This window comes from Deinococcus koreensis (genome assembly GCF_002901445.1).
Lineage (GTDB): Bacteria > Deinococcota > Deinococci > Deinococcales > Deinococcaceae > Deinococcus > Deinococcus koreensis.
On record NZ_PPPD01000003.1, the window covers coordinates 47,400 to 71,962 of the forward strand.

General features: G+C 72.0%; 20 protein-coding genes and 1 pseudogene. 8 read left to right on the plus strand and 13 right to left on the minus strand.

The window, feature by feature from the left end:
• Positions 1 to 130 precede the first annotated feature (130 nt).
• Positions 131 to 3,280 carry a GAF domain-containing protein gene (locus CVO96_RS18635; RefSeq protein ID WP_103313970.1) on the minus strand — a complete coding sequence of 1,050 codons (3,150 nt, stop codon included), beginning with the start codon at positions 3,278 to 3,280 and terminating at the stop codon, positions 131 to 133.
• A 416-nt stretch (positions 3,281 to 3,696) separates the two neighbouring features.
• Here CVO96_RS18635 and CVO96_RS18640 point away from each other — a divergent pair, with 416 nt between their 5' ends.
• Positions 3,697 to 6,624, plus strand: coding sequence for a sensor domain-containing protein (locus CVO96_RS18640; RefSeq protein WP_103313971.1), 2,928 nt, complete (start codon positions 3,697 to 3,699; stop codon positions 6,622 to 6,624).
• 1,247 nt (positions 6,625 to 7,871) lie between these two features.
• The gene (locus CVO96_RS18650) at positions 7,872 to 8,276 is read left to right on the plus strand and encodes a hypothetical protein (RefSeq protein ID WP_133161857.1); all 405 of its coding nucleotides are present in this window, start codon (positions 7,872 to 7,874) and stop codon (positions 8,274 to 8,276) included.
• A 162-nt stretch (positions 8,277 to 8,438) separates the two neighbouring features.
• On the opposite strand, the gene CVO96_RS21620 is transcribed toward CVO96_RS18650, so the two are convergent.
• Together CVO96_RS21620 and CVO96_RS18655 are read right to left on the minus strand one after the other, a co-directional pair.
• Entirely contained in the window at positions 8,439 to 8,567 is a 129-nt protein-coding gene (locus CVO96_RS21620; protein ID WP_279327024.1) for a hypothetical protein, read from the minus strand.
• A gap of 93 nt (positions 8,568 to 8,660) precedes the next feature.
• On the minus strand, positions 8,661 to 8,915 hold the full coding sequence (locus CVO96_RS18655; RefSeq protein WP_103313974.1) for a hypothetical protein: 255 nt from the start codon (positions 8,913 to 8,915) through the stop codon (positions 8,661 to 8,663).
• A gap of 146 nt (positions 8,916 to 9,061) precedes the next feature.
• On the opposite strand from CVO96_RS18655, the gene CVO96_RS21170 reads away from it, so the two are divergent.
• Entirely contained in the window at positions 9,062 to 10,894 is a 1,833-nt protein-coding gene (locus CVO96_RS21170; RefSeq protein WP_165795438.1) for an N-acetylmuramoyl-L-alanine amidase family protein, read from the plus strand.
• 57 nt (positions 10,895 to 10,951) lie between these two features.
• On the opposite strand, the gene CVO96_RS21625 is transcribed toward CVO96_RS21170, so the two are convergent.
• Together CVO96_RS21625 and CVO96_RS18670 are read right to left on the minus strand one after the other, a co-directional pair.
• Positions 10,952 to 11,371: a helix-turn-helix transcriptional regulator gene (locus tag CVO96_RS21625; protein WP_103313975.1), complete on the minus strand. Its 420-nt coding sequence runs from the start codon at positions 11,369 to 11,371 to the stop codon at positions 10,952 to 10,954.
• Positions 11,372 to 11,863: 492 nt separating this feature from the next.
• Positions 11,864 to 12,076 carry a hypothetical protein gene (locus CVO96_RS18670; RefSeq protein ID WP_103314095.1) on the minus strand — a complete coding sequence of 71 codons (213 nt, stop codon included), beginning with the start codon at positions 12,074 to 12,076 and terminating at the stop codon, positions 11,864 to 11,866.
• Between the two features lie 229 nt (positions 12,077 to 12,305).
• Between CVO96_RS18670 and CVO96_RS18675 the strand changes: the two genes are divergently transcribed.
• Both CVO96_RS18675 and CVO96_RS18680 read left to right on the plus strand, forming a co-directional pair.
• Complete coding sequence (locus tag CVO96_RS18675) at positions 12,306 to 12,767, plus strand: peroxiredoxin (protein WP_103313976.1); 462 nt, start codon at positions 12,306 to 12,308, stop codon at positions 12,765 to 12,767.
• Between the two features lie 207 nt (positions 12,768 to 12,974).
• Positions 12,975 to 13,202 carry a hypothetical protein gene (locus CVO96_RS18680; protein ID WP_103313977.1) on the plus strand — a complete coding sequence of 76 codons (228 nt, stop codon included), beginning with the start codon at positions 12,975 to 12,977 and terminating at the stop codon, positions 13,200 to 13,202.
• A 40-nt stretch (positions 13,203 to 13,242) separates the two neighbouring features.
• Here CVO96_RS18680 and CVO96_RS18685 read toward each other — a convergent pair whose 3' ends face one another.
• The 5 genes from CVO96_RS18685 to CVO96_RS18705 all read right to left on the minus strand — a co-directional run bounded on the left by CVO96_RS18685 (position 13,243) and on the right by CVO96_RS18705 (position 19,742).
• Positions 13,243 to 14,082: an SDR family NAD(P)-dependent oxidoreductase gene (locus CVO96_RS18685; RefSeq protein WP_103313978.1), complete on the minus strand. Its 840-nt coding sequence runs from the start codon at positions 14,080 to 14,082 to the stop codon at positions 13,243 to 13,245.
• Positions 14,079 to 15,608, minus strand: coding sequence for a flavin-containing monooxygenase (locus CVO96_RS18690; protein ID WP_243398511.1), 1,530 nt, complete (start codon positions 15,606 to 15,608; stop codon positions 14,079 to 14,081). Before CVO96_RS18690 ends, CVO96_RS18685 begins: the two co-directional genes overlap by 4 nt.
• Positions 15,605 to 16,579 (minus strand): alpha/beta fold hydrolase, encoded by a 975-nt coding sequence (locus CVO96_RS18695; RefSeq protein WP_207795382.1) that lies wholly within the window; start codon positions 16,577 to 16,579, stop codon positions 15,605 to 15,607. The genes CVO96_RS18690 and CVO96_RS18695 overlap by 4 nt, the downstream gene beginning before the upstream one ends.
• A gap of 275 nt (positions 16,580 to 16,854) precedes the next feature.
• On the minus strand, positions 16,855 to 18,279 hold the full coding sequence (locus CVO96_RS18700) for an FAD-binding oxidoreductase (RefSeq protein WP_103313979.1): 1,425 nt from the start codon (positions 18,277 to 18,279) through the stop codon (positions 16,855 to 16,857).
• 68 nt (positions 18,280 to 18,347) lie between these two features.
• Positions 18,348 to 19,742: a multicopper oxidase family protein gene (locus CVO96_RS18705; RefSeq protein WP_103313980.1), complete on the minus strand. Its 1,395-nt coding sequence runs from the start codon at positions 19,740 to 19,742 to the stop codon at positions 18,348 to 18,350.
• Between the two features lie 252 nt (positions 19,743 to 19,994).
• On the opposite strand from CVO96_RS18705, the gene CVO96_RS18710 reads away from it, so the two are divergent.
• Complete coding sequence (locus tag CVO96_RS18710; RefSeq protein ID WP_103313981.1) at positions 19,995 to 20,543, plus strand: GNAT family N-acetyltransferase; 549 nt, start codon at positions 19,995 to 19,997, stop codon at positions 20,541 to 20,543.
• An 84-nt stretch (positions 20,544 to 20,627) separates the two neighbouring features.
• Here CVO96_RS18710 and CVO96_RS18715 read toward each other — a convergent pair whose 3' ends face one another.
• A complete protein-coding gene (locus CVO96_RS18715; RefSeq protein ID WP_103313982.1) occupies positions 20,628 to 21,266 on the minus strand; it encodes a hypothetical protein in 639 nt (212 codons plus the stop codon).
• A 283-nt stretch (positions 21,267 to 21,549) separates the two neighbouring features.
• Here CVO96_RS18715 and CVO96_RS18720 point away from each other — a divergent pair, with 283 nt between their 5' ends.
• Positions 21,550 to 22,044 carry a hypothetical protein gene (locus CVO96_RS18720; RefSeq protein WP_103313983.1) on the plus strand — a complete coding sequence of 165 codons (495 nt, stop codon included), beginning with the start codon at positions 21,550 to 21,552 and terminating at the stop codon, positions 22,042 to 22,044.
• Between the two features lie 123 nt (positions 22,045 to 22,167).
• On the opposite strand, the gene CVO96_RS18725 is transcribed toward CVO96_RS18720, so the two are convergent.
• Together CVO96_RS18725 and CVO96_RS18730 are read right to left on the minus strand one after the other, a co-directional pair.
• The gene (locus tag CVO96_RS18725; RefSeq protein ID WP_103313984.1) at positions 22,168 to 23,004 is read right to left on the minus strand and encodes a carboxypeptidase-like regulatory domain-containing protein; all 837 of its coding nucleotides are present in this window, start codon (positions 23,002 to 23,004) and stop codon (positions 22,168 to 22,170) included.
• 478 nt (positions 23,005 to 23,482) lie between these two features.
• A pseudogene (locus tag CVO96_RS18730) lies at positions 23,483 to 23,650 on the minus strand (LuxR C-terminal-related transcriptional regulator); the annotation flags it as partial.
• Positions 23,651 to 24,098: 448 nt separating this feature from the next.
• Between CVO96_RS18730 and CVO96_RS18735 the strand changes: the two are divergent.
• The gene (locus CVO96_RS18735) at positions 24,099 to 24,560 is read left to right on the plus strand and encodes a YbjN domain-containing protein (protein WP_103313985.1); all 462 of its coding nucleotides are present in this window, start codon (positions 24,099 to 24,101) and stop codon (positions 24,558 to 24,560) included.
• Positions 24,561 to 24,563: the final 3 nt, after the last annotated feature.

Below are 24,563 nucleotides of genomic sequence, written 5' to 3' on the forward strand. Positions count from 1 at the left end.
CGGGCGGAGACCATCCGGCCGAATCGTCCTCAGACTACATTTCATGAGGGCCAGAGGAGATGCGGAGGCGAGCCGACCCGTGCAAGACATGGTGCCGGGAGCCGAACGCGCGCCCCGGCGCAGCTCGGCCTCAGCCCGCCGGCAGGGTGAAGTGGAAGGTGCTGCCCTCGCCGGCCGCGCTCTCGACCCAGAGCTGGCCGCCGTGACGCTCGACGATCTTCTTGCACACCGCCAGGCCGATGCCGGTGCCCTCGTAGGTATCGCGGCCATGCAGCCGCTGGAAGATCACGAAGATGCGGTCGAAGTAGCTCGGATCGATGCCGATGCCGTTGTCGGCGACCGAAATGCTCCAGAAGTCGCCCGCGCGCCGGGCCGAGACCCCGATCCGGGGCGGCACTCCCGCCCGCTGGTACTTCAGGGCGTTGCCGAGCAGATTCTGGAACAGCTGATCGAGCTGCTGGCCGTCGACCAGCACGGTCGGCAGCTCGCCTGCAAACACCTCGGCGTCCAGCGCCTCGATCTCCGGCGCGAAGCGTTGCACCACGCGGTCGAGTACGGTGGCTGCCGCCGTGAGGGCGGGGGGCCGCTGATCGGTGGCGATCCGCGAGAAGGTCAGCAGGTCGTCCACCAACTTCTTCATGTGCCGCCCGCTCTCCGAGATGTAGCGCAGGTAGCGCTGGCCGCGCTCATCGAGCTGACCACTGTACTTCAGGGCCAGAATGTCGCCGAAGCTGGTGACCGCCCGGATCGGCGCCTGCAGGTCGTGCGAGGCGATGTAGGCGAACTGTTCGAGGTCCGCGTTGCTGCGGCGCAGTTCCTCGTTGGCACGCAGCAGGGCGGCCTGCGCCTGGCGGCGGGCGGTCACGTCCTTGACGAAGCCCACCATACGGGTGAGCCGACCGTCCTCGCCGCGCTTGACATAGCCGTCGTCCTCGACGTCCGCCACCGCGCCGTCCTTGCGCACGATGCGGAAGCCCAGGTGGAACTCTTCTCCCGAGTGGACGACCCGGGCAATCTCGGCGCTGAACGCCTCCCGGTCGTCCGGGTGGATCAGCCGCCCGGCCCAGTCCTCCAGGGTGCCCTCCAGCTCGTGGGCCGCGTAGCCGGTGATTTCCTCCAGGGCGCCGCCATACACCACCTCGCCGGTCGCCGGGTTCCAGTCGTAGAGCAGGTGCCCGGAGCCCCGCACGGCCACCTCGTAGCGCTCGCGCCACTGGGCGACCTCGCTCGTCCGGGCTTCGAGCCGGGCCAGCCCCTCGGCCCGCTCCAGCGCCAGCCCCAGGCTCCGCACCACCGACTCCAGCGCGGCCTGATCCGGGCGCCGCCAGTGCCGCGCCTCACCGAACAGCACGACGGCGAACACCCCGCGCGACTGGCCCTCCACCAGCACGGGCAGGGTCGCCGACGCCCCCAGGTGGGCCACCAGATCGTCGATCCGGTCGGTGTCCCGCGCGTAGAAGTCCTGGTAGAACGGCATCCGGGTGGTGTAGGGCGTGAGCAGGTTGCCGGCGTCCTCGTAGGGCAGGCCCGCATCGGCCACCGCCTGCAGCGCGGCGCTCCGCAGGTCGCCGGTCTGCGCCCGCTTGACCCAGCGCCCGTCCTCGGGCTCGAAATACACCGCGTATCCCTCGGGCAGCAGCGAGAGCGCCACCTCCTGGGCACGCCGGATCAGCGTCCAGGCATCGGCTTCCAGGCTCAGGTCGCGGGTCAGGGACGCGAAGCCCTCCAGCGCCCGGGTGCGCGCATCGAGTTCGGCGTTCTGGGCAGACAGCCGGGCGGCGTGCTCGGCCCGTTCGAGCGCCAGGGTCAGGCCCCGGCCGATGGCCCGCACCATCGCCCGGTCGCGCTCGTTCCAGCGGTGGGCGTCCTGCAGCGCCAGCCCCAGGATGCCGCGCACCTCGCCCGCCAGGATCAGCGGCACGTTGGCGACCGTGGTGTACGGTTCCGAGTGCGCCACTCCCTCGCGCTCGGCGTCCCAGGCGTCGAGGAACACCCCCTGGCGCACGGCCAGCACCTCACGGATCAGGGGCGTCTCGGGCAGCCCGTCCGTGATGAGGGCCAGCAGCTCGCCGCCCAGGTCGTCACTCCAGGCCCGCGCCTTCCAGAGCCCGTCCTCGGGTTCGTAGAAGGCCGCGCTGCTGCCCGGAAAGCGGGCCTGCAGGGCCGCGACCGCCTGCCGGGTCAGGGCGAGCACGTCCGTCTCGGTGCCCACCGCCTCGGTAAAGGCCACGAAGGCCTCCTGGGCGCGGGCCGCGAGGTGGGCCGCCGCCTGGGCCCGTTCCAGCGCCAGCCCCAGGGTGCCCGCCGCCCGCGCCAGCAGGTCGCGCTCGCCGCCGTGCCAGGTGCCGGCCAGGGCGGGCCTCATCGCCACGAGCGCTCCGGCGACCTGACCGCTCGGCAGGACGATCGGTTCCACGCCGACCGCCTGTGCCGGGAAGGCCGTGCTGGCGTGCTGGTGAAGGCGGTAGTTGTCGAGATACAGCGCCTGGGCGCCCTGCACCACGCCACGCAGGATCGGCGTGTCGCGCAGTGAGACGTCCGGCCGGGTGAGCACCGCCGTGACGGCCTCGTGCACCTCGCCCCACTCGCTGGTGAGCCGCAGCGCGTCGCCGTCCAGGCTCAGGAACAGCATGCTCTGGGCCTGCACGCCCGGGCCGATCCGGCCCAGCGCCAGATCCGCGAGTTCCTGCGGGGTCGTGCCCCGCTGCAGGGCGTCGCCCAGGGCGGCCAGCACCTCCGCCCGGTGTTCGATTTGGGCACGGTGTTCCGTACCGGCGCGGGATTCGTCGCGGCCCAGCAGCGACAGCGCCCGCGGCGTGCGGCCCAGCGCCAGCGCGCAGTGCCCGGCCAGGCTTCGCAGGAAGCGGGTCTCGGGCGGGGTGAGGGGCCGCGGCCGGCCGAAGTCCAGGGCCAGCACCCCCAGCGGCTGGCCCTCCAGCAACAGCGGCACGGCGGCCACCGCCGGGCCCGGGTGCCCGGGCCGGGGCCACACGGGCTCCCGCCGCCGCAGGGCCTCAGCGACCGGGCCGGGCTCCGCCGGGGAACCGGCCAGCCAGGGTGCCGGTGGGCCCCCCGCGTGGCCCCGGCTGGCCGCGACCTCCAGATGCTCGCCCGAACTGTCGACCAGCAGCACGGCGCCGGCCTCCACGTGCAGCACGTCCAGCGCCGTGTTCAGCACCACACCCAGCATGGCCTGGAGGGTACGGGCAGCGGCCAGGGCCTCGGTGACCGTGTGCAGATGCTCGCTGAGGGGGATGTCCGTGCCGGACTGAGACAACATCCGGGAATATTAGCGAGCCGTCCGGCCCTAAACCGTGCAATTCGGATGCTCTGAAGAAATGCTCTGGAGTCCGTCGGCGCGACCGCGGGGACGCGCGGGCCCGGGGGCAGGGAGATGACCTCTGGGCGAATAGAAACGGCGCTGGCCGCCCGGGGAACGGACATGGAGGGGACGACTCCAGCTCCAGAGCGCTGGAGGCCGACCCGCGCTGTCAGAATTTCGTGCGATCCCAGGCGGCACGATCGCCGGAATGTCCGCTCCATCGTCCTCCCGGCCGGGCCGTTCGCCGCGCCGCGTGACCCGGTCTCCCAGCGCCTGGCCACCGGCACTGGAACCCCCCACCGAAGCGCACGCCCCGACGCCGGCCCGAACCGCCATTCCGCCCCACGACTCCACCTCGACCCAGGATCGCTCGGATGCCCCAGCTCCCCGGTGACCGGTCGGCAGGCGGCCACAGCCCTGAGCCCATGCTCGGTGCCCTGGTCGAGAGCTGCTGCGAGAGGTATCCGGCCTACCGGGTCGAGGTGCGCTGGGGCCGGGAAGGCGCTGAGGAGACCTGGATCTGGGCCCGGGGCGACCACGCTGGCCTGAGCCACGGGCAGGTGCGTCTGGAGGCGGCGGGAGAGGCCGGTCGGCTGGACGTCTGGTGCGCTCCGGCGGCCGAGGTTCCGGAGCTGGGCACGCTGCTCAGCCGTCTGCTGGCGCTGGCCCTGGAGCAGCGCACGAGAGTAACCGCCCTGCAGGCCGCCCACGATCAGCTGCAGGCCATGATGCAGGCGACGCCGCTGGCCCTGTATTCCCTGAGCCTGGAGGGGCTGGTCCGGTCGTGGAACGCGGCGGCGGAACACGCGCTGGGCGTGCCCCAGGCCGAGGTGGTGGGTCACGTCGTGCCCGATCCCGCGCTGGAGCAGGCCTTCGCCTCGCTCCGGCACAGTGTCCGGTCGGGCCAGCCGGTCGGCACCCAGCACTTCGAGCGGCAGCTTCCGGGCGGCGCCGTGCAGACCTACGCGCTGAGCGCGGCGCCGTTTTCCACCGAGACCCAGGCGGTGGCCGGCCTGGTCGGCGTGGCCCACGAACTGACCCCGGCCGAACAGCGGCTGGCGGCGGCCGAGCAGCAGCGCAGCCTGCTCGAATCGGTGTTGGCCCACGCCAACGACTCCGTGCTGATCACCGAGGCGGAGCCGGTCAGTGCCCCCGGCCCGCGCATCCTGTACGCCAACGAGGCCTTTACCCGCACCACCGGCTACACGCTCGACGAGGTGCGGGGCCAGACCCCCCGCATCCTCCAGGGGCCGCGCTCGGATCGCCGGGTGCTCGACCGCATCAAGGCGGCGCTCAGGGCCTGGCAGCCCATCGAGGTCGAGCTGATCAACTACCGCAAGGACGGCAGCGAGTTCTGGGTCGAGCTGTCCATTGCCCCGGTGGCCGACGAGCGGGGCTGGTACACCCACTGGATCTCCATCCAGCGCGACGTGACCGACCGCAAGACCAGCGCGCTGCAGCAGGAGCGGGATCGCAACCAGATCCTGGAACTGGCGGCCCGCAACGTGCCGCTCTCCACCGTGCTGGGGCAGTTGCTGACCTCGCTGGAACGCGGCTTTCCCGGCCTGCGGGCGGCGGTGGTGCTGGGCCCGCCTTCCGGATCTGGGCCACCTGAGGCCCAGGACGCAGCGGTCTACGATCCCGAGCCCCGCCCGGCGCTGCCCGGCGACACGCTGCGCCGGCTGCTCACCCTGAGCGGGCCGCACGCCACTTCCCTGGAAGGCCCGGACGGCGCGGCCTGGAGCGCTGAGCTGCACCCTATCCGCAGCGCCCAGGGACAGCGCCGGGGCGTCCTGACCCTGCTCTGTGCCCAGGCGCTCCGGGCTCCGGCTCCTGGGGCCCGGCCGACGCCGCTGAGCCCCGACGAACGCGCCCAGCTGGAGGCGAGCGCACAGCTGGCCGGGCTGGTGATCGACCGCTACGACGCCCAGCGCGACCTGGAACACCAGGCGCTGCACGACCCCCTGACCGGGCTGCCCAACCGCGCCCTGTTCGGCCGGGACGTACAGCACACCCTCGCCAGCTCCGCCCCGGACGCGCTGGTCGCCGTGGGCCTGATGGATCTCGACCGCTTCAAGCAGGTGAACGACACGCTGGGGCACAGCGCGGGCGACCAGTTGCTGCAGCAGGTCGCCGCACGCCTGCGAACCCACCTGCGGCCCATCGACCTGCTGGCCCGCATGGGGGGCGACGAATTCCTGATGGCCTTTCCGCAGCTCAGCGCCCCGGAACAGGTCGACCGACTGGCCGAGCGGCTGATCGCCGCACTCGAACAGCCCTTCCTGCTGGCCGAGCAGGAGGTGTTCGTGCGGCCCAGCATCGGCTTCAGCCTGTATCCCATCGGCACCCTGTCTGCCGAGCATCTGCTGCAGCAGGCCGACGCGGCCATGTACCGCGCCAAGCGCCGGGGCGGCGGCTATTCGCTGTATTCCCCCGACACCGCCGCCGGGCGGGCCGCCATGACCCTGGAGAGTGGGCTGAACCGCGCGCTGGAGCGTCAGGAATTCATCCTGCACTACCAGCCGCAGTTCGACGTGCAGAGCGGGGCCGTGGTGGGGCTCGAAGCCCTGCTGCGCTGGCAGCACCCGGAACTCGGACTGATTCCCCCCAGCGACTTCATTCCGCTGGCCGAGGCCTCGGGCCTGATCGTGCCGATCGGCCAGTGGGTGCTGGAACAGGCCTGCTTGCAGGCGGCCATGTGGTCCGTGCAGCGGCCCGGCCTGCGGATGGCAGTCAACCTGTCCGCCCGACAGTTCGAGCGCGACGACCTGCCGCAGCTCGTCCAGGGCGCCCTGAACCGCAGCGGCCTGCCCGCCGCCCAGCTGGAGCTGGAACTGACCGAGAGCATGTTGATGCAGGCGGGAGTGGCCGGGCCGGCCCTGCGGCACCTCAGCGACCTGGGCGTCCGGCTGGCCCTGGACGACTTCGGCACCGGCTTTTCCAATCTGGCCTCGCTCAAGCAGTTCCCGATCGACGTGCTCAAGATCGACCAGTCCTTTATCCGGGGGCTCTCTCCGGGCGGGGCGGGCGAGGCCAAGGATCAGGCGCTGGTGCGGGCCATCATCGCCCTGGCCCACGCGCTGGGCCTGAGGGTCACGGTCGAGGGCGTCGAGCAGGCCAGCCAGCTGCAGTTCCTGCGCGAGCAGCGCTGCGAGTACGCCCAGGGTTTCCTGCTGGCCCGGCCCCAGCCGGCGGCGCAGCTCGGCGCGTGGCTGGACGGGACTCCGGAGTCTCCCTGGGCCAGCCCCGCCCCGGCCGGGCGGCCGGGGCGCGAGGGCTCTTCACCCGTCCCCGACCGTTGAGCAGCGGGGAGGGGTTTCGTTCCCGATTCCGCCTCGCCGCCAGCAATCCAGGCACGTGTTCCCGGCGTCGCCCCCCGGTGAGCGGCGCCTGTCGCGGCGCCATCCGGTGTCGGACTGGCCCGGACGTTCAGGAGCGGTGAAGGCCCCCTCCGAATGAGCACGAGAACCAAACTGCGCCGTGCCAGCCGTGTTCTGCTCCGGCCCACCCCCGCCTGAGGCCGCTGCCGTTGCTGAGCTTCGTCTCATTCCACCGGGTCGGCCTGCCCTATAACGGGCCGACCTCGGAGGTGAGGATGCGCTGGAGAGAGATGCTGGTGATTTGCCTGAGCGCTGTGGCGATCGCGCTGGGCATCGTCTTGGCCGAACCGCTGCAGGCCTGGTGGAGTGGCCGCGCACCCGTGACGGCGCTGCAGGCCCCCGCGACGACCCAGGTGGCGCCCATCCCGGCACCCGCAGCACCCACGCCGCAGATCAAGGGCGGAGACACGGCGGTGCCCCTGCCTCCGCTCAGCGCCTGGCGCCCCCCGGCCCAGCCGACCGCCCCCGGCAGTGCGACCGAGCCAGTCTCGCCAGCAGCCCGCACTGACGCCCCAGCCCAGACGGCAGGAGGTGCTGCAGACCAGCCCACACGGGCGCCAGGCGTTGTAGCTGGTCGGCCACCCGCGTCAGTCGGGGCCACGCCCGGGTCGGCACCCACCCCATCCGTGAAGTCGCCCAGAGAGGCGCAAGCGTCGGCAGACGCGGCCAGGAGCACGGCTTTCGGGGTCTCCCAGCCCCCCCGGCCGGAGGCGGCGCCGACCACACCGACGGGCCGGAACGAGCCAGCGGCTGGACGAGGTGCGCCTCCTAGTGCACAAGATTCTGGAGCGGCTCAGAGAATAATCCAGCCCAGTGCTCAACCCAGCGTCCAGCGCCCATCGGTGCCCCGTCCCTCTCCATCGGCAGACGAGAACTCCAGCACCACGGCGAGTCGGCCAGCCCCAGTTCAACCGCCCGCCGCCACACCAGCCCGGCGCGTCGCGGGAGCCGAGGCCGTTCGGCGTGAGACGACGGTAACGGTGGTGCCCCGTACCGAGCGGCCAGCCACGGCCAGTGCGCCGACCCCACGCCCGGCCCCCTCCGCTCCCCGTGCAGGCACGTCCAGTCCGCAGACCACCCCTGATCTCCTGCCGGCCGCCGGGGATGCCCGAAGCGGCCAGACGACGCAGGATGCTCCTCAGGAACCCGAGCCCGTTCCCGTCGAGGCCGTGAACGAGCAGGCTGCCGACCCGTCGGCCGACGCATCAGCCCCGCTGGAGCCTGTGGCCGCCGACCCACCTGCTCCGGCCCCCGTGGACGCCCGGACACGTGGCCGCGAGGTGACGACCCTGCTGGAACAGGGCCAGTGGGCCCAGGCGTGGGCCAGCCTGTCGCCCACGGCCCAGGCGCGCTGGGGCACCGTAGCTGCGTTCCAGGCCGCCGGTCAGGACGCCCTCGGTGCCCAGCCCCGTGTGCTCAGCGAGGCCCTGGTCGAGGACGAGGGCGGCGCGGTCTACAGCCGCGTGCTGGAGGCCCAGGATGCGGCCGGGCAGGGCGGTCAGTCCTGGGCCGTCACCATTCGCCTGGACAGCCAGGGCACCGTGCAGGACGTCGAGTTCGCGCCTGCCCAGTAGGCGGCCCGGTGGGTGCTCGCCCCGAAGCACTGGCACACACTTGACGCTCCGGTATACAGGCACGCAGCAGGAACGATCCAGAGAAACATCGGCTGGGACGCGACATCCGGGAAGCGATGAATCGATTTGACAGGGAGCGGATATCGCTCTATCTTGGAGAAATCAAGGCGGCCTGCGGGTCGCCTTCTTCGTTGCCAGGGCGTGATCGTTGGCACCCTGGCCCGGATGATCGCGCTGGACAACAAAGCGGATCGGATTGCTCGGCCCGGCCAGCGATTCAACGAGGCTCATCAACGCCTCCATATCTTCCGTCGGTGATGTGCCGGAACAGCGTCTGGATGGGCCCACCGGCTCCCCCTCAGGCCGCCTGTGGCGCGCGAAGGGTCAGCTCCGGGGCAGCGCGGCGGCCGGGTCGGCTTCCCGGGCCTCGCCCTGATCCTCCGGCGCTGTCAGCCCCTTGTCGAGCCGCAGCAACTGGTCGGCGGCTGTGAGGGAGATGGTCTCGCCCAGATCCGTGGTCACCTGCACCACACCCGCGCCCAGGGGCCGCAGCTCATGAATCCGCATGGCCAGCCGCCCGTTCACGCGGATGGTCTGCATGGGCTGAAGCTCGGTCAGGGTGATGGGCCGCCACGTCATGCCCGCACCCTGACACACGCGCCCTTGCGCGGATCTGACCGGGCGCGCGGTGGCACACATTGAGGCCGGCGCATGGCAGCCCGGCCCTCCGGCGTCCTGTCCCCGGCTGGTACACTCGGCGCACACATCAATTCTCTGGAGGTTCTATGCTGCGCCGCTTCCTGCTCACCGCTCTCCTGTTCGGCAGCACGCTCGCTCTGGCCCAGACGACCCCCCCGGCGCCCGTCAGCTCGGCGCTGCTGCCCCCCATCAGCGACGCGCCCATCTACGTGGCCTATCCGCCGGACGGCTCCAGCGTGGAGTTCGACCACGTGCTGCTGGAGGGCAGCGTGAAACCCGGCGCGTCGCTGACCCTGCGCGGCCAGCCGGTCGAGGTTGGCGCGGACGGGCTGTTCATCGAGTGGGTGCCGCTGACCCCGGGCGAGAACCTGCTGACCCTGGAATCCACCCAGGGCGGCGTGGTGGCGCGGCAGACCCTGAAGGTGACCAGCGCCCCGCCGCAGGTGCCCGCCGGGGCCGCCCAGATCGTGGAGGGAAGCGTGCTGCCCGCCTTCGACCGCGTGGCCTACGTGCAGCCACCCAGCCTGGAGATGCGCGAGGTTCCGGTGGCCTTCAGCGGCAGCGCGGGGGGCACGGCGACCTTCAAGGTGGGCGACCTGGGGCCGTTCCCGATGGCGGAGACCTCGCCCGGGCGCTACGAGGGCACGTTCCTGCTGCCGGCCACCCTGGCCGCGGCCCCGGTTCAGTTCACCCTGAGTGCCAGGGACGGCACCACCGCCACCGCCAGCAGTCCGGGCCAGCTCAGCGTGACGGGCACGGGCGTGCGCGTGGCCGAGGTCACCGCGACCATTCCCGGGCGTGGGCTGCAGGCGGGCACTTTCGTGTGGCGCAACGGGCGGGGCCGCAACTACGCGGTCTTTCCGCGCCCCGGCGTGCAGGCGCTGGTGGTGGGCGAGGAGGGCACCTCGTACACGGTGCAGGCCTCGGCCACGCTGACCCTGAACGCGCCCAAGACCACCCTGACCCTGCGCCCCGAGGGCACACCGCTTCCGCGGGCCATCTTCACGCGGATCGACGTGAAGGCGGGCGAGACCCACAGCGAGGTGCGCCTCGACCTGCCCCTGCGCGTGCCCTTCTCGGTCGAGCAGAGCGCCACGCCGGGCGCCTCCAGCCTGGCTCTGCGGCTCTTCCACACCTTCAGCGACGTGGACTACATCGTCTCCGACAGTCCGGGCGGCGCCGTGCGCGATGTCCGCTGGGTACAGGAGAGTGACGGCGTGACCCGCGTTCAGGTCGAGCTCAGCGGGGCGCCCTGGGGCTACGACACCACCTACGAGGGCACGACCCTGGTGCTGCGGCTGCGGAACGCCCCGGCGATCGACGCCCGCGCGCCGCTGCGGGGCCGGACGATCGTGATCGACCCCGGGCACGGCGGCGAGGACTTCGGCGGGGCCGGCGCCCTGCGCGTGCCCGAGAAGAACCTGAACCTGCCCATCGCCCTGCGCGTGGCCGAGCTGCTGCGGGAAAAGGGCGCCACCGTGGCGCTCACCCGCGAGACCGACGTGGAGATTCCGATCTACGACCGCCCCCTGCTGGCCGAGACCCGGAACGCCGACCTGCTGGTGAGCATCCACGCCAACGCCCTGCCGGACGGAGTCGATCCGCGCACCAAACGCGGCAGCGGGGTGTACTACTTCCAGCCGCAGGCCCGCCCCCTGGCCGAAGCGCTGCTGGCCAGCCTGGTCGGGCAGCTTCCGGATGTGGGCAACGACGGCGTGCACTACCAGAACCTGGCGCTGGCGCGGCCCAGCACCCAGCTCAGCGTGCTGATCGAGACGGCGTTCCTGACCGACAAGTCCAACCTGCGGCTGCTGATGAGCGCGGCGGGACGCGAGCGCATGGCGCAGGCCATCGCCCTGGGCCTCGAACGCTTCTACCGCAGCGCCGCGGCGCAGCCGCGCCCCCGCCCGCCCCGCTGAGGCGGATGGTCAGGCACCCCTGCACCTGAACTGACCTCCGCCCGGTTGAGCCGCCCGTCAGGACGTGTCGGGGAGCCCGCCGGTGCCGGCCCCCGGCGCGGCGGGCTCCACATGGTTGATCACCAGCTCCAGCCGGTCGCGCGCGCCCAGTTTGGCGAACACGGCCGAGACGTGCATCTTGACCGTCTTGACCGTGATGCCCAGCTGCCGGGCGACCTCGGTGTTGCTCCAGCCCCGGCGCAGGCAATGGAGGACTTCCTGCTCCCGCGTGGTCAGCCGGGGCAGGCGGGACTGCTCGATGGTCTGCGTGAGCACGGCGCGCTCGGCCCACAGCTCGCCGCGGGCCACCGCCTCCAGGGCCAGATGCAGGCTGTGTGGATCGGCGCTGGGCCGCAGGTAGCCGCGCCAGCCGGCGCCCAGCAGGCTCACCAGGGGCTCGACCGACGTCCGTTCGTCCACCAGGGCCAGGATCAGCACCGGCTCTCTTCCTAGGGAACGACCCTGGAGGGGGCCTGAGCATCACGCGGTCGAATGGCAGCAGCGGGGCAGCCTGAACTGCGACCCCACCGGCTGTGCCTTCAAGGCCAGCGGTGCCGGCGAGGTGGACTTCGAATACACGGTCACCGACGTCTACGGCAACGTCAGCCAGCCGGCCCTGGTGCGCCTGAACTTCACGGCTCCCCGCCCTGGGCGTCCAGTGCCCTGGGGCGGGTTCTATATCAGTATCGAGAACGGGGCGACCGGAGAAGGGTTCCGGTCGCCCCGTCCGTCGACTGACGGCTGGAACGCGCCGGGACACGAGCGGGCCGGATGGAGCGCTCTCTCGGCTGGATTGACAGGAGGTGGAGGCTCCAGGCTGGAAGTCCTCTGGCACGGCGTCCGGGACGTGAGCCTAAACAACCCGAGTCCCTCCTGGCTCCAGTGGAACCCGGCGCCCAGGTCGTGACGGGGCTCCCTGATCCACTGGATCTACGGTGTGGGCGAAACGTCCGGGACGGCCTTGGTTCGGTCGTAGAGGGCGCACAGCCCGCTGGACTCCCCGCGCTGGTAGCGCAGCAGGGCGTCGGGTTCGGTGGTGCCGGGCTTGAGCTGCAGGGCGCGCAGTTCGTCAGCCGTGGCGAGGTGATCGGGGTAGGTCTGGTGGTAGTGGGGGCGCGGGGTGGGCTTGATGCGGGGGGTCATGGCTGGCCGCCCGACGGGAGCCAGGAGGGCAGTGGCCCGGAAGGCTGTGATCTGGGAAGCCGTGGCAGAAAAGACGGTGGAGGAGACATCGCTGCCCACAGTGTGCCTGATCCCGCGCCCGAGGCGGCCGGAGCCGGCCCCGCCTCCCCGGTCTTCACACTTCGCCCAGAGTCTCCCGGGCATGACAAATCGGACAGCCCGCCCCTCCGCGCTTCCCTACACTGCCGCCATGGCGCTCGAGACCGGTGACCTCGTTCCCTCCTTCTCTGTCCCTCAGGACAATGGTCGACCCTACGTGCCGCAGCCCGGACGCTGGCGGGTGCTGTTCTTCTTCCCCAAGACCGCGACGACCCACTGCCAGCTGCAGGCGCGTCGGTACGCGGCGCTGCAGCCCCAGCTTGAAGCGCTGGGCGCCGATGTGGTGGGGATCAATGGCGATCCCCGGCGCGATCAGGTGCAGTTCCGCGGCCTGTGCGAGCTGAACTATCCCCTGCTGGACGACAGCCGCCACGACCTCAGCCGGCAGTTCGGCGTGCTGGAGGAACCCTGGCCCGGCGAGACTGTGCGCCGCCCGCGCCGCGACACCTTTCTGGTCAGCCCCGACGGGGTGATCGTGCAGCACTGGAGGGAGGTCGATCCGGGCCGGGACGCCGAGACGGTTCTGGAGGCCCTGCGAACCCTGGTGGCCTGAAACCGGACGGAACCCGGCCCTATCCGACCGAGCCAGAGCCCGGAGCGCCGGGCCAGCGTCGGTATTGCTCCGACGCCTCTCTTCGCCACGGCACCGCACGCTGCATGAACGCTGTTCGTGCGCTGCGGCCCGGTTCCTCAGCGTGGCCTCAAGCGGCCTGGCTAGGCTGAGGCTGGAGCGACCCGGTTCAGGGCTGCCCCCGACCCCATGACGCTTGTGCTGATCCTTCTCGCTGCCCTCTCGGTGGCCTCGGCGCTCTTTTTTCTGGGCGCCCAGCGTCATCATGGCGGCCTGCGAAGCCGCCAGGAACAGGACGCGGAAGACGCGGCCCAGCTGAAGTTTCTGGAGGAGTACCAGCGGGCCAGGGAGCAGCGCTCGCGGCGGGGGAACCCGGAGCCGGACGGGCCGGAGGTCGGGAAGTCCGGCGGATCGTGACCGGGGGAATGTCGCCCCTTCTCGACCCTCCCAGGGCGCCTCAGCCCCGGGCCAGACGCGCCGTGAGCCAGCTCACCACCCGCCAGTAGTGGCCGGGGAACAGGCGTGCGAGCAGATCCACCATGCGGGCGTCGCCCCCCACCAGCACGCGCGGCGCCCGCCGATGAACCGCGTCCAGGATGATGGTGGCGGCCTGGGCGGGCGGCAGGGTCAGCAGGCGTTCCATCTGGCGCTGCTGGGCCGCGACCTCGGCGGCGTCCAGGCCGGGAGCCAGTTCGGCGCTGCTGGCGATGCGGGTACGCACGCCGCCGGGATGCACGACCGTCACGCCCAGCCCCAGGGGCGCGAGTTCGTGGCGCAGGGCCTCGGAGAAGCCGCGCACGGCGAACTTGCTGGCGCTGTAGGCGGTCTGGCCGGCCGGGGCGATCAGGCCGTACAGGCTCGACACGTTCACGATCTGCGAGCCCAGCGAGGACTTCAGCGCCGGCAGCAGCGCCTTGCACAGCGCGACCACCGCCCGCAGGTTGATCGCCTGGACGCGCTCGAACTGCTCCAGGGTGATCTGCTCGAAGGTGCCCCCCAGCGCGATGCCGGCGTTGTTGATGAGCAGGTTGACCCGGCCGTGGTGCCGCAGCACCTCGTCGGCCAGCCCCGGAATCTCGGCGGTGCGCACGAGGTCGAAGGTGTGGGTGGACAGGCGCAGGCCCGGATGGCGTGTCCGCAGCCCCTGCGCGACCCCCTCCAGCCCCGGCCCGTCGCGGTCGATCAGGGCGAGGTGGCTGCCCCGCGCGGCGAGGGCCACCGCCAGCGCTTCCCCGATGCCGCCGGCCGCCCCGGTCACCACGGCCACGCCGCCGGCGAAGACGTAGGGCGCGCTCACGTCGGCTGCCCCGGCGAGGCGAGGGGCGAGAGGCGCCGGGCACTGAGCCGGCCCGTGTACTCGGCGGGGTCGAAGTGCCGCAGCGCCTGACGGAAGCGGGCCGCCCGCTCCGGCCAGAGGGTGGTGTTGCGGCCGCCGTCGTCCAGATAGAAGCTGGTGCACCCGCCCTGCACCCACACCGAGCCGCGCAGCCTGTCCTGCAAGGCGTCGCTATATGCCTCCTGGGCCTCCGGACGCGCCTCCAGGGCGGCCAGCTGGGCGCTGTCCAGATACTCCAGCGCCTGCAGGACATAGTGGATCTGGGCCTCGATGATGTACACGATGGAGTTGTGGCCCAGCGCCGTGTTCGGGCCGACCAGCAGGAAGAGGTTGGGAAAGCCCGCGACCGTGGTGCCGCGCAGGGCCTGCATGTGCGGCGACCAGGCGTCCGAGAGGCGCCGGCCGCCCTGCCCGAAGATCAGCCGGGCCACCGGGGGCCGGGTGGCGTTGAAGCCGGTGCCGCCGATCAGCACGTCGGCCGGGTAGCTCTGGCCGTCGGCGGTGTGCAGCGTGTCGCCGCGCACCTCACGGATGGGCGAGGTCACGAGTTCCACGTTGGGCCGGGTCAGCGCCGGGTAGTAGGTGTCGCTGACCAGGATGCGCTTGCAACCCAGGCGGTAGTCCGGGGTCAGCTTCGCCCGCAGCGCCGGATCGGCCACCTGGGCCTCCAGATGGGCCCGCGCCGCGCCCTCGGCCAGCGCCCCGACCCGCGCGTTCGAGAAGGTGAGGTGACGCAGCTCGGCCTCGCCGAAGATCAGTTGCCTGGAGGCCCGCTGCAGCAGGGGAAAACGCCGGAACAGGGCCCGCCGGCGGGGGCTGGTGGGCTGATCCAGGCGGGGCAGCACCCAGGGCGGAGTGCGCTGGAACACAGTGACGCGCCCGGCCAGGGGCTGGATCTCCGGCACGAACTGCACGGCTGAAGCCCCGGTGCCGATCACAGCCACCCGCTTGCCGCGCAGGTCGGCGCCGTGATCCCACTGCGCGGAGTGGAAGCGCGTCCCCGAAAAGCTCTCCAGGCCGGGAAGGGCCGGCCAGCGGGGCTCGATCAGCGGCCCGTGGCCGGAGATCAGCACGCGGGCGGTGTACTCGCCCTGGCTGGTCTGGATGCGCCAGCGGGCTTCGGCGGCGTCCCACTCGGCGCGCACCACCTCATGGTGCAGGCGCAGGTGGGGGCGCAGGCCGCTGCGGGTGGCGGTGTCGCGCAGGTAGGCGAGGATTTCGGGCTGCCGGGCGTAGCGGTGAGACCAGTCCGGGTTGGGGGCGAACGAGAACGAATACAGGTCGCTGCGGATGTCGCAGGCGCAGCCCGGATAGGTGTTGTCGCGCCAGGTGCCGCCGACCTCGCCGGCGCGCTCGAAGATCACGAAGTCCGTGATGCCCCGCCGCTTCAGGGCCAGTCCCATGCCCAGCCCGGCGAACCCCGCGCCCAGGATCGCCACGCCGACCTCCGTGCGGCCGACCCCCATGCTGTTGCCGTCGGTGATCATGCCTCCTCCTTCAGGAAAGCGCGCAGCCGCGCGGCGAAATCATCGGCCTGCTCGACCTGCGGAAGGTGCCCGGTGTCCGGGTACAGGTGGGTGAGGGCGTGGGGGTAGGCGCGCCGGGCCTCCTCCAGATGGTCGGCGGGCAGGATCAGGTCGCGTTCGCCCCACACGATCAGGGTGGGCACGTTCAGCGTGGCGAGCCGGCCCTGCAGTTCCCGGCGCCACGCGGGCCGGATGCCGCGCCAGGTGCCCAGGTGGCGCACCACCCGCAGGTAGGCGCGGGCCAGCCCCGGCTGCCGGGCGAGCACCCCGGTGTGCTCAAAGCGCGCCTGGGTGGCGTGCCGGGCGTCGTGGAAGAGGCTCTGCACCACCCGCCGGTCGGCGCCGGGACTGGGCCGGAGCAGCCCCTCCCCCAGCCCCGGCACGCTCAGCAGGCGCAGGGCCAGGGTCACGCTCTGGCCGAAGCCCGCGCTGCCCACCAGCACCAGCCCCCGGACGCGGCCCGGATACTGCGCGGCGAATTGCTGCGCCACCGCGCCCCCCAGCGAGTGGCCGACCAGCACCACCGGCTCCCGGACGCCCACGGCGTCCAGATAGCGCTCCACGAAGCGGGCCAGCCCGGCCAGGGTGTAGGGCACGTCCGGCTTGTCGCTCAGGCCGAAACCGATCAGATCCGGCACGAGCAGGCGGTGATCGGGCGCGAGCCGCCGTACCGTCTCCTCCCAGTCCTCCAGGCTGCGGCCGATGCCGTGCAGCAGCACCACCGGCGGCCCGCTGCCGGTCTGCCCAGCGGGCTGCTCGGCGGTCGGCCCAGCGGGCTGCACGGCGGTCGGCCCACCCGTGAGCAGGTGCCGCACCCGCACGCCCGACACGGTGACATAGCTGGGGACGAAGGTGGGCTCCGGCGGGGGCGACGGGAACCGGGGCTCGGGGATCGGGCCGGCGGGGTCGGGCGTGACGGGGGTCGGGGTCATGGGTGCAGCGGCCCTCCAGGGCGGGAGTCGGTATGGCACAGGCCCGGCTCGGCAGGCCCACGGACGCGTGTGGTCTCCCGATGGTACAGGGCGTCGCGGCGCCGGAGTCCGGAGGATCGTGAGGTGACCCGCCGTGACCCCGGGTGAGCCCCGACGCGGCCGCCGGCTGGACGCCTCCCCAGGGACGCCCGACCCTGCTCATGCCGACAGGCCACGGGGCAGGGGACGAATCCGCCCCTGCCCCGTCCTGATGCGCGTTGCGGCTGACCCGCAGATCAGCGGCCGACGAGTTCCGGCACCGCCGGACGGACGTTCACGGTGCGGGAAAAGACGTTGTCCGGGTCGAGCCCCGCCTTGATCCGGGCGACCCTCTCCAGCGTGCGGGCCGTGAAGGCGGCGCGGGCCGGCTCGCGGTCGCGCTCGCCCACGAAGTTGCCGTACAGGCCGCTGCTCTGCGCGGCGAAGGGGGCCCACAGCCGCTCGGTGGTGGCCCAGGCCAGGTCGTCCAGTGAGGCGTCCGGCACCGCCTGGGAGACCATCAGCAGGAAGGGGGCCCGACGGTGGCTGAAGGCCGTAGCGCTGTCCGGCACGCGGGCCAGCTGCCCTCCCAGCGGGCGCAGCTGCACGATCATGCCGGGCTGCATGACCTGGATCTCGTGGCCCAGGGCCAGCAGGGCGCCGGGCGTGAGTTCGGGCAGGAAGCCGGAGCGGATGGCGTGCCGGAAGCCGCCCATGGCCGCCTCGGCGGTCATCTCGAACAGGGCCGGGTAGGGCATGGGGCCGGTCAGGTCGATGGCCGCGTGGCCCAGGGCGCGCAGGGGCGCGAAGGCGGCCGGGGCGCCGCCCAGCTCTCCCGAGTAGCAGCTGAACACCGCGAAGATGGTCGTGCCCACCAGATGGGGCGGCACGAAGGGCGCGGGGGGGGCGGCCATGAACACGCCCTGCATGGTCAGGGCGTCGGGGGCCTGCAGGGCCAGCCGGGCGAAGTCGCCCATCAGGCGGGCGGCCTCGGCGGGCTCGTCGGCCGCGAAGGCCAGCAGGCCGCCGTAGATCAGCCCGGCGGGGTGGGACTCGAACTCCAGGGCCGTGATGACCCCCAGGTTCGCGCCGGCGCCGCGCAGCGCCCAGAAGACCTCGGGGTGCTCGGTCTCGCTCACCCGCAGGAGGTCGCCCCGCGCCGTGACCAGTTCCGCCGCGCGCAGCCGGTCGACCGCCAGGCCGTACTGGCGCACGAACCAGCCGATCCCGCCGCCCTGCGTGAGCCCGCCGACGCCGACCGCCGCGACGTCGCCCGCGGTGATGGCCAGCCCGTGAACCTGCAGCGCCCCGGCCACCTCGCCCCAGGTCAGGCCGGGTTCCAGGCGGACGTGGCGGGAAGCGGGATCGATCTGCAGGCCCTTCATGCCGCGCAGGTCGATCACCAGCCCGTCCTGCACGGTGCCGAAGCCCGCCGGGCTGTGGCCGCCGCCGCGCACGGCCAGGGGCAGGCCCTGGGCCACCGCGTGGCGCACGGCCTGGGCCACGCCGGCCGCGTCCTGGGGGCGGGCGATCAGCGCGGGCCGCAGGTCGTCGGCGGCGGCGTTCCACACGGCGCGGGCCCCGTCGTAGCCGGCCTCGCCGCGCCGGATCAGGGTGCCGCGAAAGGTGGAGGAGAAGGTCTCGAAGGCGGGGTGGGTGGGGCTGGAGACGGACTGGGTCATGGTGGGCTCCTGAACGGTGGAAGGGGCGGAGTTGGGAAGGTGGACGTGGTGACCGGGCACCGCAGCGTTCAGCTCACGCGCACCACCCCTTGCATGAACGGGTGCGGCTGGCAGCGGTAGCGGAACTCGCCGGGCTGGTCGAAGGTGAAGGTGAAGGAGGCGCCAGGGGGCAGTTCGTGGATCCGGTCTTGACCACCGCTCGTGAGCACCAGATGGTGGATCACCGGATCGGCGTTCGTCCACGTCACGGCGGTGCCTGCGCGGATCTGCAGCTCGGCCGGCCCGTACTCGAAGTTGGCGATGCGGATCACGCTGGCGCCTGTGGGGGCCGGCGCGGGGGCGGCGTGGTCGTGGGCCGGGCGGCCCGTGGGGAGGGGCTGGGGGCTGGCGGGCGGCGCAGGGGTCTGTGCGCCGGGGGGCGGGATGGTCGGCGCGTGGTGGTCGTGGGCCGCAGCGGGCGGGGCCAGGGTGCCGTCGGCGCGCCGGGCGGGGCCGCCCGTGACCATGAAGTGCATGCCGCCCGGATACACGCCCCCGTTGACGTTCTGCGGGGTGGTGTGGTCGTGGAAGGGAAAGGCGCCGTCGCGGCCCTTCACCAGCAGGTCGTAGCGCTCGCCGGGCAGCACGGGCAGGGTGTCGGCCTCGAAGGGCGCCGGCAGGTCGTGGCCGTCCTTGGCGAGCACCAGAAAGCTGTGGCCGTGCAGGTGCAGGCTGTGCGGCTGGGCCCCCATGTGGATCACGCGCAGCAGGTGAAGCTCGCCCTCCGGCACCGGCACGTCGGGGATGAGCGGGTAGGTTCTGCCGTTCACCAGGAACAGGTCAGGCTGGACGTCGTGCTTCAGGTCGGCCGGGTTCTGGCGGCTGTCCCACTCGTCGAGGATCAGGGTGTGTTCGGCCGTCCAGGGGCGCCCCTCGCCGGCCCGCGGCTCGACGATCAGCGCGCCGTACATGCCCATGTCGAGGTGGACGTTGGTCTGGAAGTGGCAGTGGTAGGCGTGCGTGCCGGCCTGCGTCGCCACGAACTCGTAGGTGTACGACCCTCCCGGCAGGATCTGGGTGCTGGTGTGCGGCACGCCGTCCATCTCCTGCGCCAGCGAGGTGATGCCGTGGGCGTGCAGGGCGTGCGGCTGGTCGTGGGTATTGACCACCCGGATCCGCACGAGGTCACCGACCTGCACGCGCAGTTCGGGGCCGGGCACCGTGGCGGGCTGGCCGGGCAGGCCAAAGGCCCACTGCTCCACGCTCACACCGGGCGAGATCTCGGTCTGCACACGGTGAATCTCGAGGGTGAACTCGCGCCGCTCGCCGGTCGCCTCGGCCAGCGGCACCGTGCCCACGCGCTGCTGGACGAACGACTGGATCAGGGCGCCCCGGCTGGGCGTGCCCTGGGCCAGGGCGGGGGCGCCCAGCACCGGCAGACACAGGGCCAGCACCAGACTCAGGAAGTGGGGGCGACTGAACATGGCGCCACCCTATTCAGGGGTGCGTGATTGAGGCGTGATTGCGTCCTGGTGGAGCGGCACGCCATCTGGCCTATGGGCGGGGCAGCCCCTGTGAACCAGCAGGCTGGCCGGCGGGCCGCCACCTTGTCGCGGCTTCCCAGACGAGGCTCCTCGAACACTGGGAGAATGGCCGGAGGATGGGCCGAGGCGACCGGCGACCCGCCGGGACAGGGCTGAGCCTGTTCCTCGGCCACGTCCCAGAGGAGTGTTCCCATGTCCATCCTGACGTCCCGCCTGGAACTCCGGCCCCTGCGCCCGGACGACGCCCCTGCCCTGGCGGCCTATCGCAACGACCCGGCCATCGCCGCGTTCCAGGGCTGGCCGCTGCCCTACGGACTGAGCGACGCCGCCGCGCTGATCGACGAGATGGCCGGCCGCACCCTGGGTGTCGAACCCGGCTGGGTGCAGTGGGGGGTCGCGCGGCCCGGTGGCCCCCTTCTCGGGGACGTGGCCCTGCGCCGGCACGGGCCTCAGGCCGAGATCGGCCTCACGCTGGCGCCCGCCTCGCACGGCCAGGGCTTCGCCACCGAGGCCGGCCTGGCCCTGCTGGCGCACGCCTTCGGCACGCTGAAACTGCGCCGCCTGCACGCCGGCATCGATCCGCGCAACCTCACCGTGACGCGCCTGCTGGCCCGCCTGAGCTTCCGGCACGAGGGCACCTTACGGGAGGCCTACGAGCACCGGGGCGAGTGGGCCGACGAGGCGCTGTACGCCCTGCTGGCGAGCGAATGGGCTCAATCCGGAGCAGATCGGGAGGCGTGAGGGGCCGCCCAGGGGCCGGCCCCTCTCCAGGCTTCAGGACGTCCAGCCAGGGGAAGCACGCGCCCGCCGGCACATGTCTGCGCCTCAGCCGAGAGTGCGGTCTCCCGCCGGCGTCGGCTGTTTCGACCGGGGCTCCAGGGTGGAGGCCAGCGAGACCCGCCAGACGACCGGGGTGCCGCTGGCCGAGAGCTGATGGCAGCGCACGACGGCCACTCCAGAGAAGGCGCTGGCAACCAGGACATCGAACTCGGCCCGGTCGAAGAAGTTGCTGAGGTTCAGTCGCCGGGTCAGCGTGGGCTGGGTGCGGCCGGGGGAAAGGGCAAAGGTGTAGACCACACCCTGCCCCCACTCCGCCACCTGGGCCGCCCAGTCGGGCTCGGCCGGCGTCCAGCCTCCGGCCAGATCCAGGGCCAGGGCGTAGTCCAGCGCCAGTTCCGTCCAGCCCTCGAAGGGCCGGCGCCCAGGGTGGGCCGGCTCCGGGTCTCCGGGATCCGGGCCGCCATGTTCGTCGAGTCTGCCCGGCGTGCCGATCCAGAGGCCGTGGCCCTGCCGCAGGCTGAGGTGCGCGCCCTGCAGGTCGGCGCTGTCCTGCACGACATCGCCCAGGATACCCCGTGCCCAGAGGGCCGACAGGTGGCCGAAGCGCGAGTCGCGCCGGGCGAGCTGCTCCAGGGTCAGCTCCAGACTGTACTGCGGTGGGTGGGGCGCGTACTGGACGTGCATGGGCGATGCCTCCTGTGATTCAGGCCCCTGCGTGACCGCCGCGCTGCCGGGCGTCCTGGCCTGTGGTTCGACCGTACAGCGGCGACCGTGATTGCCCGATGATCGAAGTGTGCGCCCCCAGATGACCGGCCGTCAATTCGGAACCGGGCGGGAAACGGTGGCCGGCACGGTTCAGGAAGTGGAAATCGGCGACGCTACAGACCCGGCGGATCATCGGGCAATCACCGCTGCCCTCCTACACTCCGGCCACTTCCAGCACCGGAAGTTCCCGGAGGAACCCCTGATGAAGCACCCAGTCCGCACCCTCGCCCTGCTCGCCCTGACCTCCCTGGCCCCGGCCCAGGCCGCGCCGGCCAGTCCATCCCTGCCCAGCGGGCTCGTGGGGAGCTGGCTGTTCGGTTCGCTGGGCACCATCGGCTACACGAACACCCGAACCGGCGAGTGGCAGAACGCCTCCAGCACCGGCGAACTCGTCACCATCCGCGCCGACGGCCGCTACGAGCGTACGCGGATGCTGGTCATGACGACCTACAGCTGCACCTCCAGGCTGCACATCTACGAGAAGGGCACGGTCAGCGTGTCCGGCACCCAGCTGCGCTACCAGCCGCAGGAGGGCGTCAACCAGGGCTACACCTGCTCGCCCTCGAACGGCTGGCGCACCACCACACTCAGTCCCGAGAGCTACACCCTCGCGCTGGGCAAGGACTCAGCCGGCCGGCCCCAGCTCACCCTCCACTCCGACAAGGCGACCTACCAGTACCGGCCCTACCAGCCCTAGGCCGCACGGAGCAGACCGCGAGCCCTGCCCTGTCCCGACCACTCTCCAGGGTTCTGCGGAGGTCACTGGCTATGAAGGACAGTGGCCGGACACGCCTGATCCAGCCACCGTCAGGACGGTCGCTCAGGGCCGGGCCACGTACACCCCGGCGCGGTCGACGCCGTTGCTGGTGCCGCCGATGCAGCTGCCGCTGAGCGGCTTGAAATCCAGGGTCGTCCGCGCGGCCGGCGGCCCCAGGTAGTCGCCCACCACCAGCGGCGTGCGCGTGCCGTCCTTGTGCACCTCGGTCGCCGTCACCGTGTAGTGCCCTACGGGAATGTCGTAGAGCAGGTTCTCGCCCACGCGGGCCGACTTCACCACCGTCTGCCCGGCGCTGCCGTCGATCAGCGGGCCGTCCGGCACCAGCCGGAGTTCCACGCTGGAGTCACCGGCGACGAGCTGCTGAGCGTCGCTCCAGGTCTTGTGGTAGATGCGCACGTCACCCCCGAAGAAAGTGTTGGTGCCGTCGGGCATCGCGCCCGTGATGCGCCACCTGAAGTTCCGCGTGATCGTGCCGGTGGGATCCGGGCTGAAGGCGTCGTACTCGCTGACGCTGCCGGCGGCGAGTCGCTGGCAGAAGGTCTGACCGCGGTACTCGGTCTGGATGGCGGCGTAGGTGCGGTAGGGGACGTTGATGAGCGGCGGCGAGACGTAGCGGCCCTGGGCGTCGGAGTGCAGGGTCACGAGGCCGGTGGTCAGCGCGGGCAGTACCCAGATCAGCGCGCCGGCGATGGGCTGGCCGTGCTGGTCGAGCACCTGCCCGCTGACGGTCTTGGGCAACTTCATGCTGGGCGGTGAAGGGGTCGGAGGAGTGCTGGTGGGCGGCGTGTTCGCGGCCGAGGTGGTGCCGCTGCAGGACATCAGCGACAGGGCGAGCAGGGCGGTCAGGCCGAGGGCAAGACGGGGGGTGCGGGTGGACATGAAGACCTCTCAGTCCGGACGGAGCCGGTGGGTGAAACGGGGGCGGAGCAGGGTGACGTCCGAACTGACCGGGCCGGTTCACAGCACGCGCTGGGCAGGAGATGAACAGTCAGATCAGAGGGCGTCTCAGGGGTGGAGCCTCCTTGCCTTAAGGGCGAGGCCACCATACGGAGCAGACGATGATCGGGAAATGGTCGGCGCATGGTCACGGGTCAGAGATGCCGGAGCGATCCCGGATGCGGAGGCGTTCCCGACAACGCCCCCCGGCTGTCCGATATCCAGCGGCTGGCCGCCCATGGCTGCCACGCCCGCTCTGCCTCGCAGTGTCACCGTTCGATCCCTGGCCGTACCTTGACTCATGGATGCCACCGGGCTCAGCGGGTCGCCGCCCGCTGTCAGCAGATGGGACTTGCCGCGCCACGCCGGGGCGCCACGGCCCGAAGGCAGCGGGGCGATCCGGGGCGGCGCAGTGGCCCGCTCAGTCCAGCCCGAGTTCGAGGGCGGCGCGGGTGGCGGCGGCGCGGTTGTTCACGCCCAGCTTGCCGAACACCGCCTTGACCTGATCGCCTACCGTGTAGACCCCACTGCCCAGGCGCGCGGCGATCTGCTTGTTCGACAGCCCCTGCGCCAGCAGCCCCAGCACCTCGCGCTCGCGCGGCGCTCTCCTCGGCGGGCAGGCCCAGTTCGGTCAGCTGCTGGATCAGCTCGCTCACCTCCACCATCTGCCCGGCCTGCACCGCCCGGGTCAGTGCGGGCTCGTGCCGCGGGCCAGCAAGGGGGCCAGCCAGGGGCGTCCAGGGCCTGCATCAGCCCGCTGCCGTAGTTGCAGGCCTGGGCCAGGGTGTCGGCGGCCGACCCTCTCCCCCGGCGCTGGCACGCTGGTGAGCGCCTAGGCTGCCCCCCTCCTAGCTCACGGTCGAGACGCGGCGCGGCCCCCCTCTGTGCCCGACCTCTGGCTGAAGGCTCTTTGCCCGAATCGCCACCGGCCAGCTCGGGAGGCAGACAGCACTGGAGGGTGTCCAGACGCCCGCCCAGGGGCTCCCATTCGGATCCCAGTCATCCCCGGATCACGCCCCCACCGGTACGGTCGGGCCATGAACAAGACCCTCTGGCCCGCCCTGACCCTGCTCACCCTCTCCCCGGCGCTGGCCGCGACCGGCGAAGTCCTCGACGCCACGCCGGCCACGCTGGTGCAGGTGCTCAGGAGCGCCGGGTACCAGCCGACGCTGAAGCCAGGCGACGCCAAGACCTCGCCGTCCATCCAGGTGGGGTCGGGCGAGGACACCGTCTGGCTGTATTTTTCCGGCTGCAAGGCCGGGGTGTGCACGCGGGTCACCGCCAGCAACGGCTTCGAGGTCGGCCAGGACAGCGCCGAGCTGGGCCCCATGCTCGCCAAGTGGAATGCCGACTGGTACACACAGGCCTACCTCGACAAGGACGGCGCCTATCTGGACGGCACCTACCTCCTGCAGGGGGGCTACACCCGCGCCAATTTCGTGGCCTGGTTCAAGACCTACCTGAACGAACTGGCCGAATTCGAGAACACGCTGCCCTGAGAC

What these genes read in the sequence shown, in the direction of transcription:
- CVO96_RS18635 (WP_103313970.1), bottom strand. Translation starts at nt 3,280, where the DNA reads ATGTTGTCTCAGTCCGGCACGGACATCCCCCTCAGCGAGCATCTGCAC.
- CVO96_RS18640 (WP_103313971.1), top strand. Translation starts at nt 3,697, where the DNA reads ATGCCCCAGCTCCCCGGTGACCGGTCGGCAGGCGGCCACAGCCCTGAG.
- CVO96_RS21620 (WP_279327024.1), bottom strand. Translation starts at nt 8,567, where the DNA reads ATGAGCCTCGTTGAATCGCTGGCCGGGCCGAGCAATCCGATCCGCTTT.
- CVO96_RS18655 (WP_103313974.1), bottom strand. Translation starts at nt 8,915, where the DNA reads ATGACGTGGCGGCCCATCACCCTGACCGAGCTTCAGCCCATGCAGACC.
- CVO96_RS21170 (WP_165795438.1), top strand. Translation starts at nt 9,062, where the DNA reads ATGCTGCGCCGCTTCCTGCTCACCGCTCTCCTGTTCGGCAGCACGCTC.
- CVO96_RS18670 (WP_103314095.1), bottom strand. Translation starts at nt 12,076, where the DNA reads ATGACCCCCCGCATCAAGCCCACCCCGCGCCCCCACTACCACCAGACC.
- CVO96_RS18675 (WP_103313976.1), top strand. Translation starts at nt 12,306, where the DNA reads ATGGCGCTCGAGACCGGTGACCTCGTTCCCTCCTTCTCTGTCCCTCAG.
- CVO96_RS18680 (WP_103313977.1), top strand. Translation starts at nt 12,975, where the DNA reads ATGACGCTTGTGCTGATCCTTCTCGCTGCCCTCTCGGTGGCCTCGGCG.
- CVO96_RS18690 (WP_243398511.1), bottom strand. Translation starts at nt 15,608, where the DNA reads ATGATCACCGACGGCAACAGCATGGGGGTCGGCCGCACGGAGGTCGGC.
- CVO96_RS18695 (WP_207795382.1), bottom strand. Translation starts at nt 16,579, where the DNA reads ATGACCCCGACCCCCGTCACGCCCGACCCCGCCGGCCCGATCCCCGAG.
- CVO96_RS18700 (WP_103313979.1), bottom strand. Translation starts at nt 18,279, where the DNA reads ATGACCCAGTCCGTCTCCAGCCCCACCCACCCCGCCTTCGAGACCTTC.
- CVO96_RS18705 (WP_103313980.1), bottom strand. Translation starts at nt 19,742, where the DNA reads ATGTTCAGTCGCCCCCACTTCCTGAGTCTGGTGCTGGCCCTGTGTCTG.
- CVO96_RS18710 (WP_103313981.1), top strand. Translation starts at nt 19,995, where the DNA reads ATGTCCATCCTGACGTCCCGCCTGGAACTCCGGCCCCTGCGCCCGGAC.
- CVO96_RS18715 (WP_103313982.1), bottom strand. Translation starts at nt 21,266, where the DNA reads ATGCACGTCCAGTACGCGCCCCACCCACCGCAGTACAGTCTGGAGCTG.
- CVO96_RS18720 (WP_103313983.1), top strand. Translation starts at nt 21,550, where the DNA reads ATGAAGCACCCAGTCCGCACCCTCGCCCTGCTCGCCCTGACCTCCCTG.
- CVO96_RS18725 (WP_103313984.1), bottom strand. Translation starts at nt 23,004, where the DNA reads ATGTCCACCCGCACCCCCCGTCTTGCCCTCGGCCTGACCGCCCTGCTC.
- CVO96_RS18735 (WP_103313985.1), top strand. Translation starts at nt 24,099, where the DNA reads ATGAACAAGACCCTCTGGCCCGCCCTGACCCTGCTCACCCTCTCCCCG.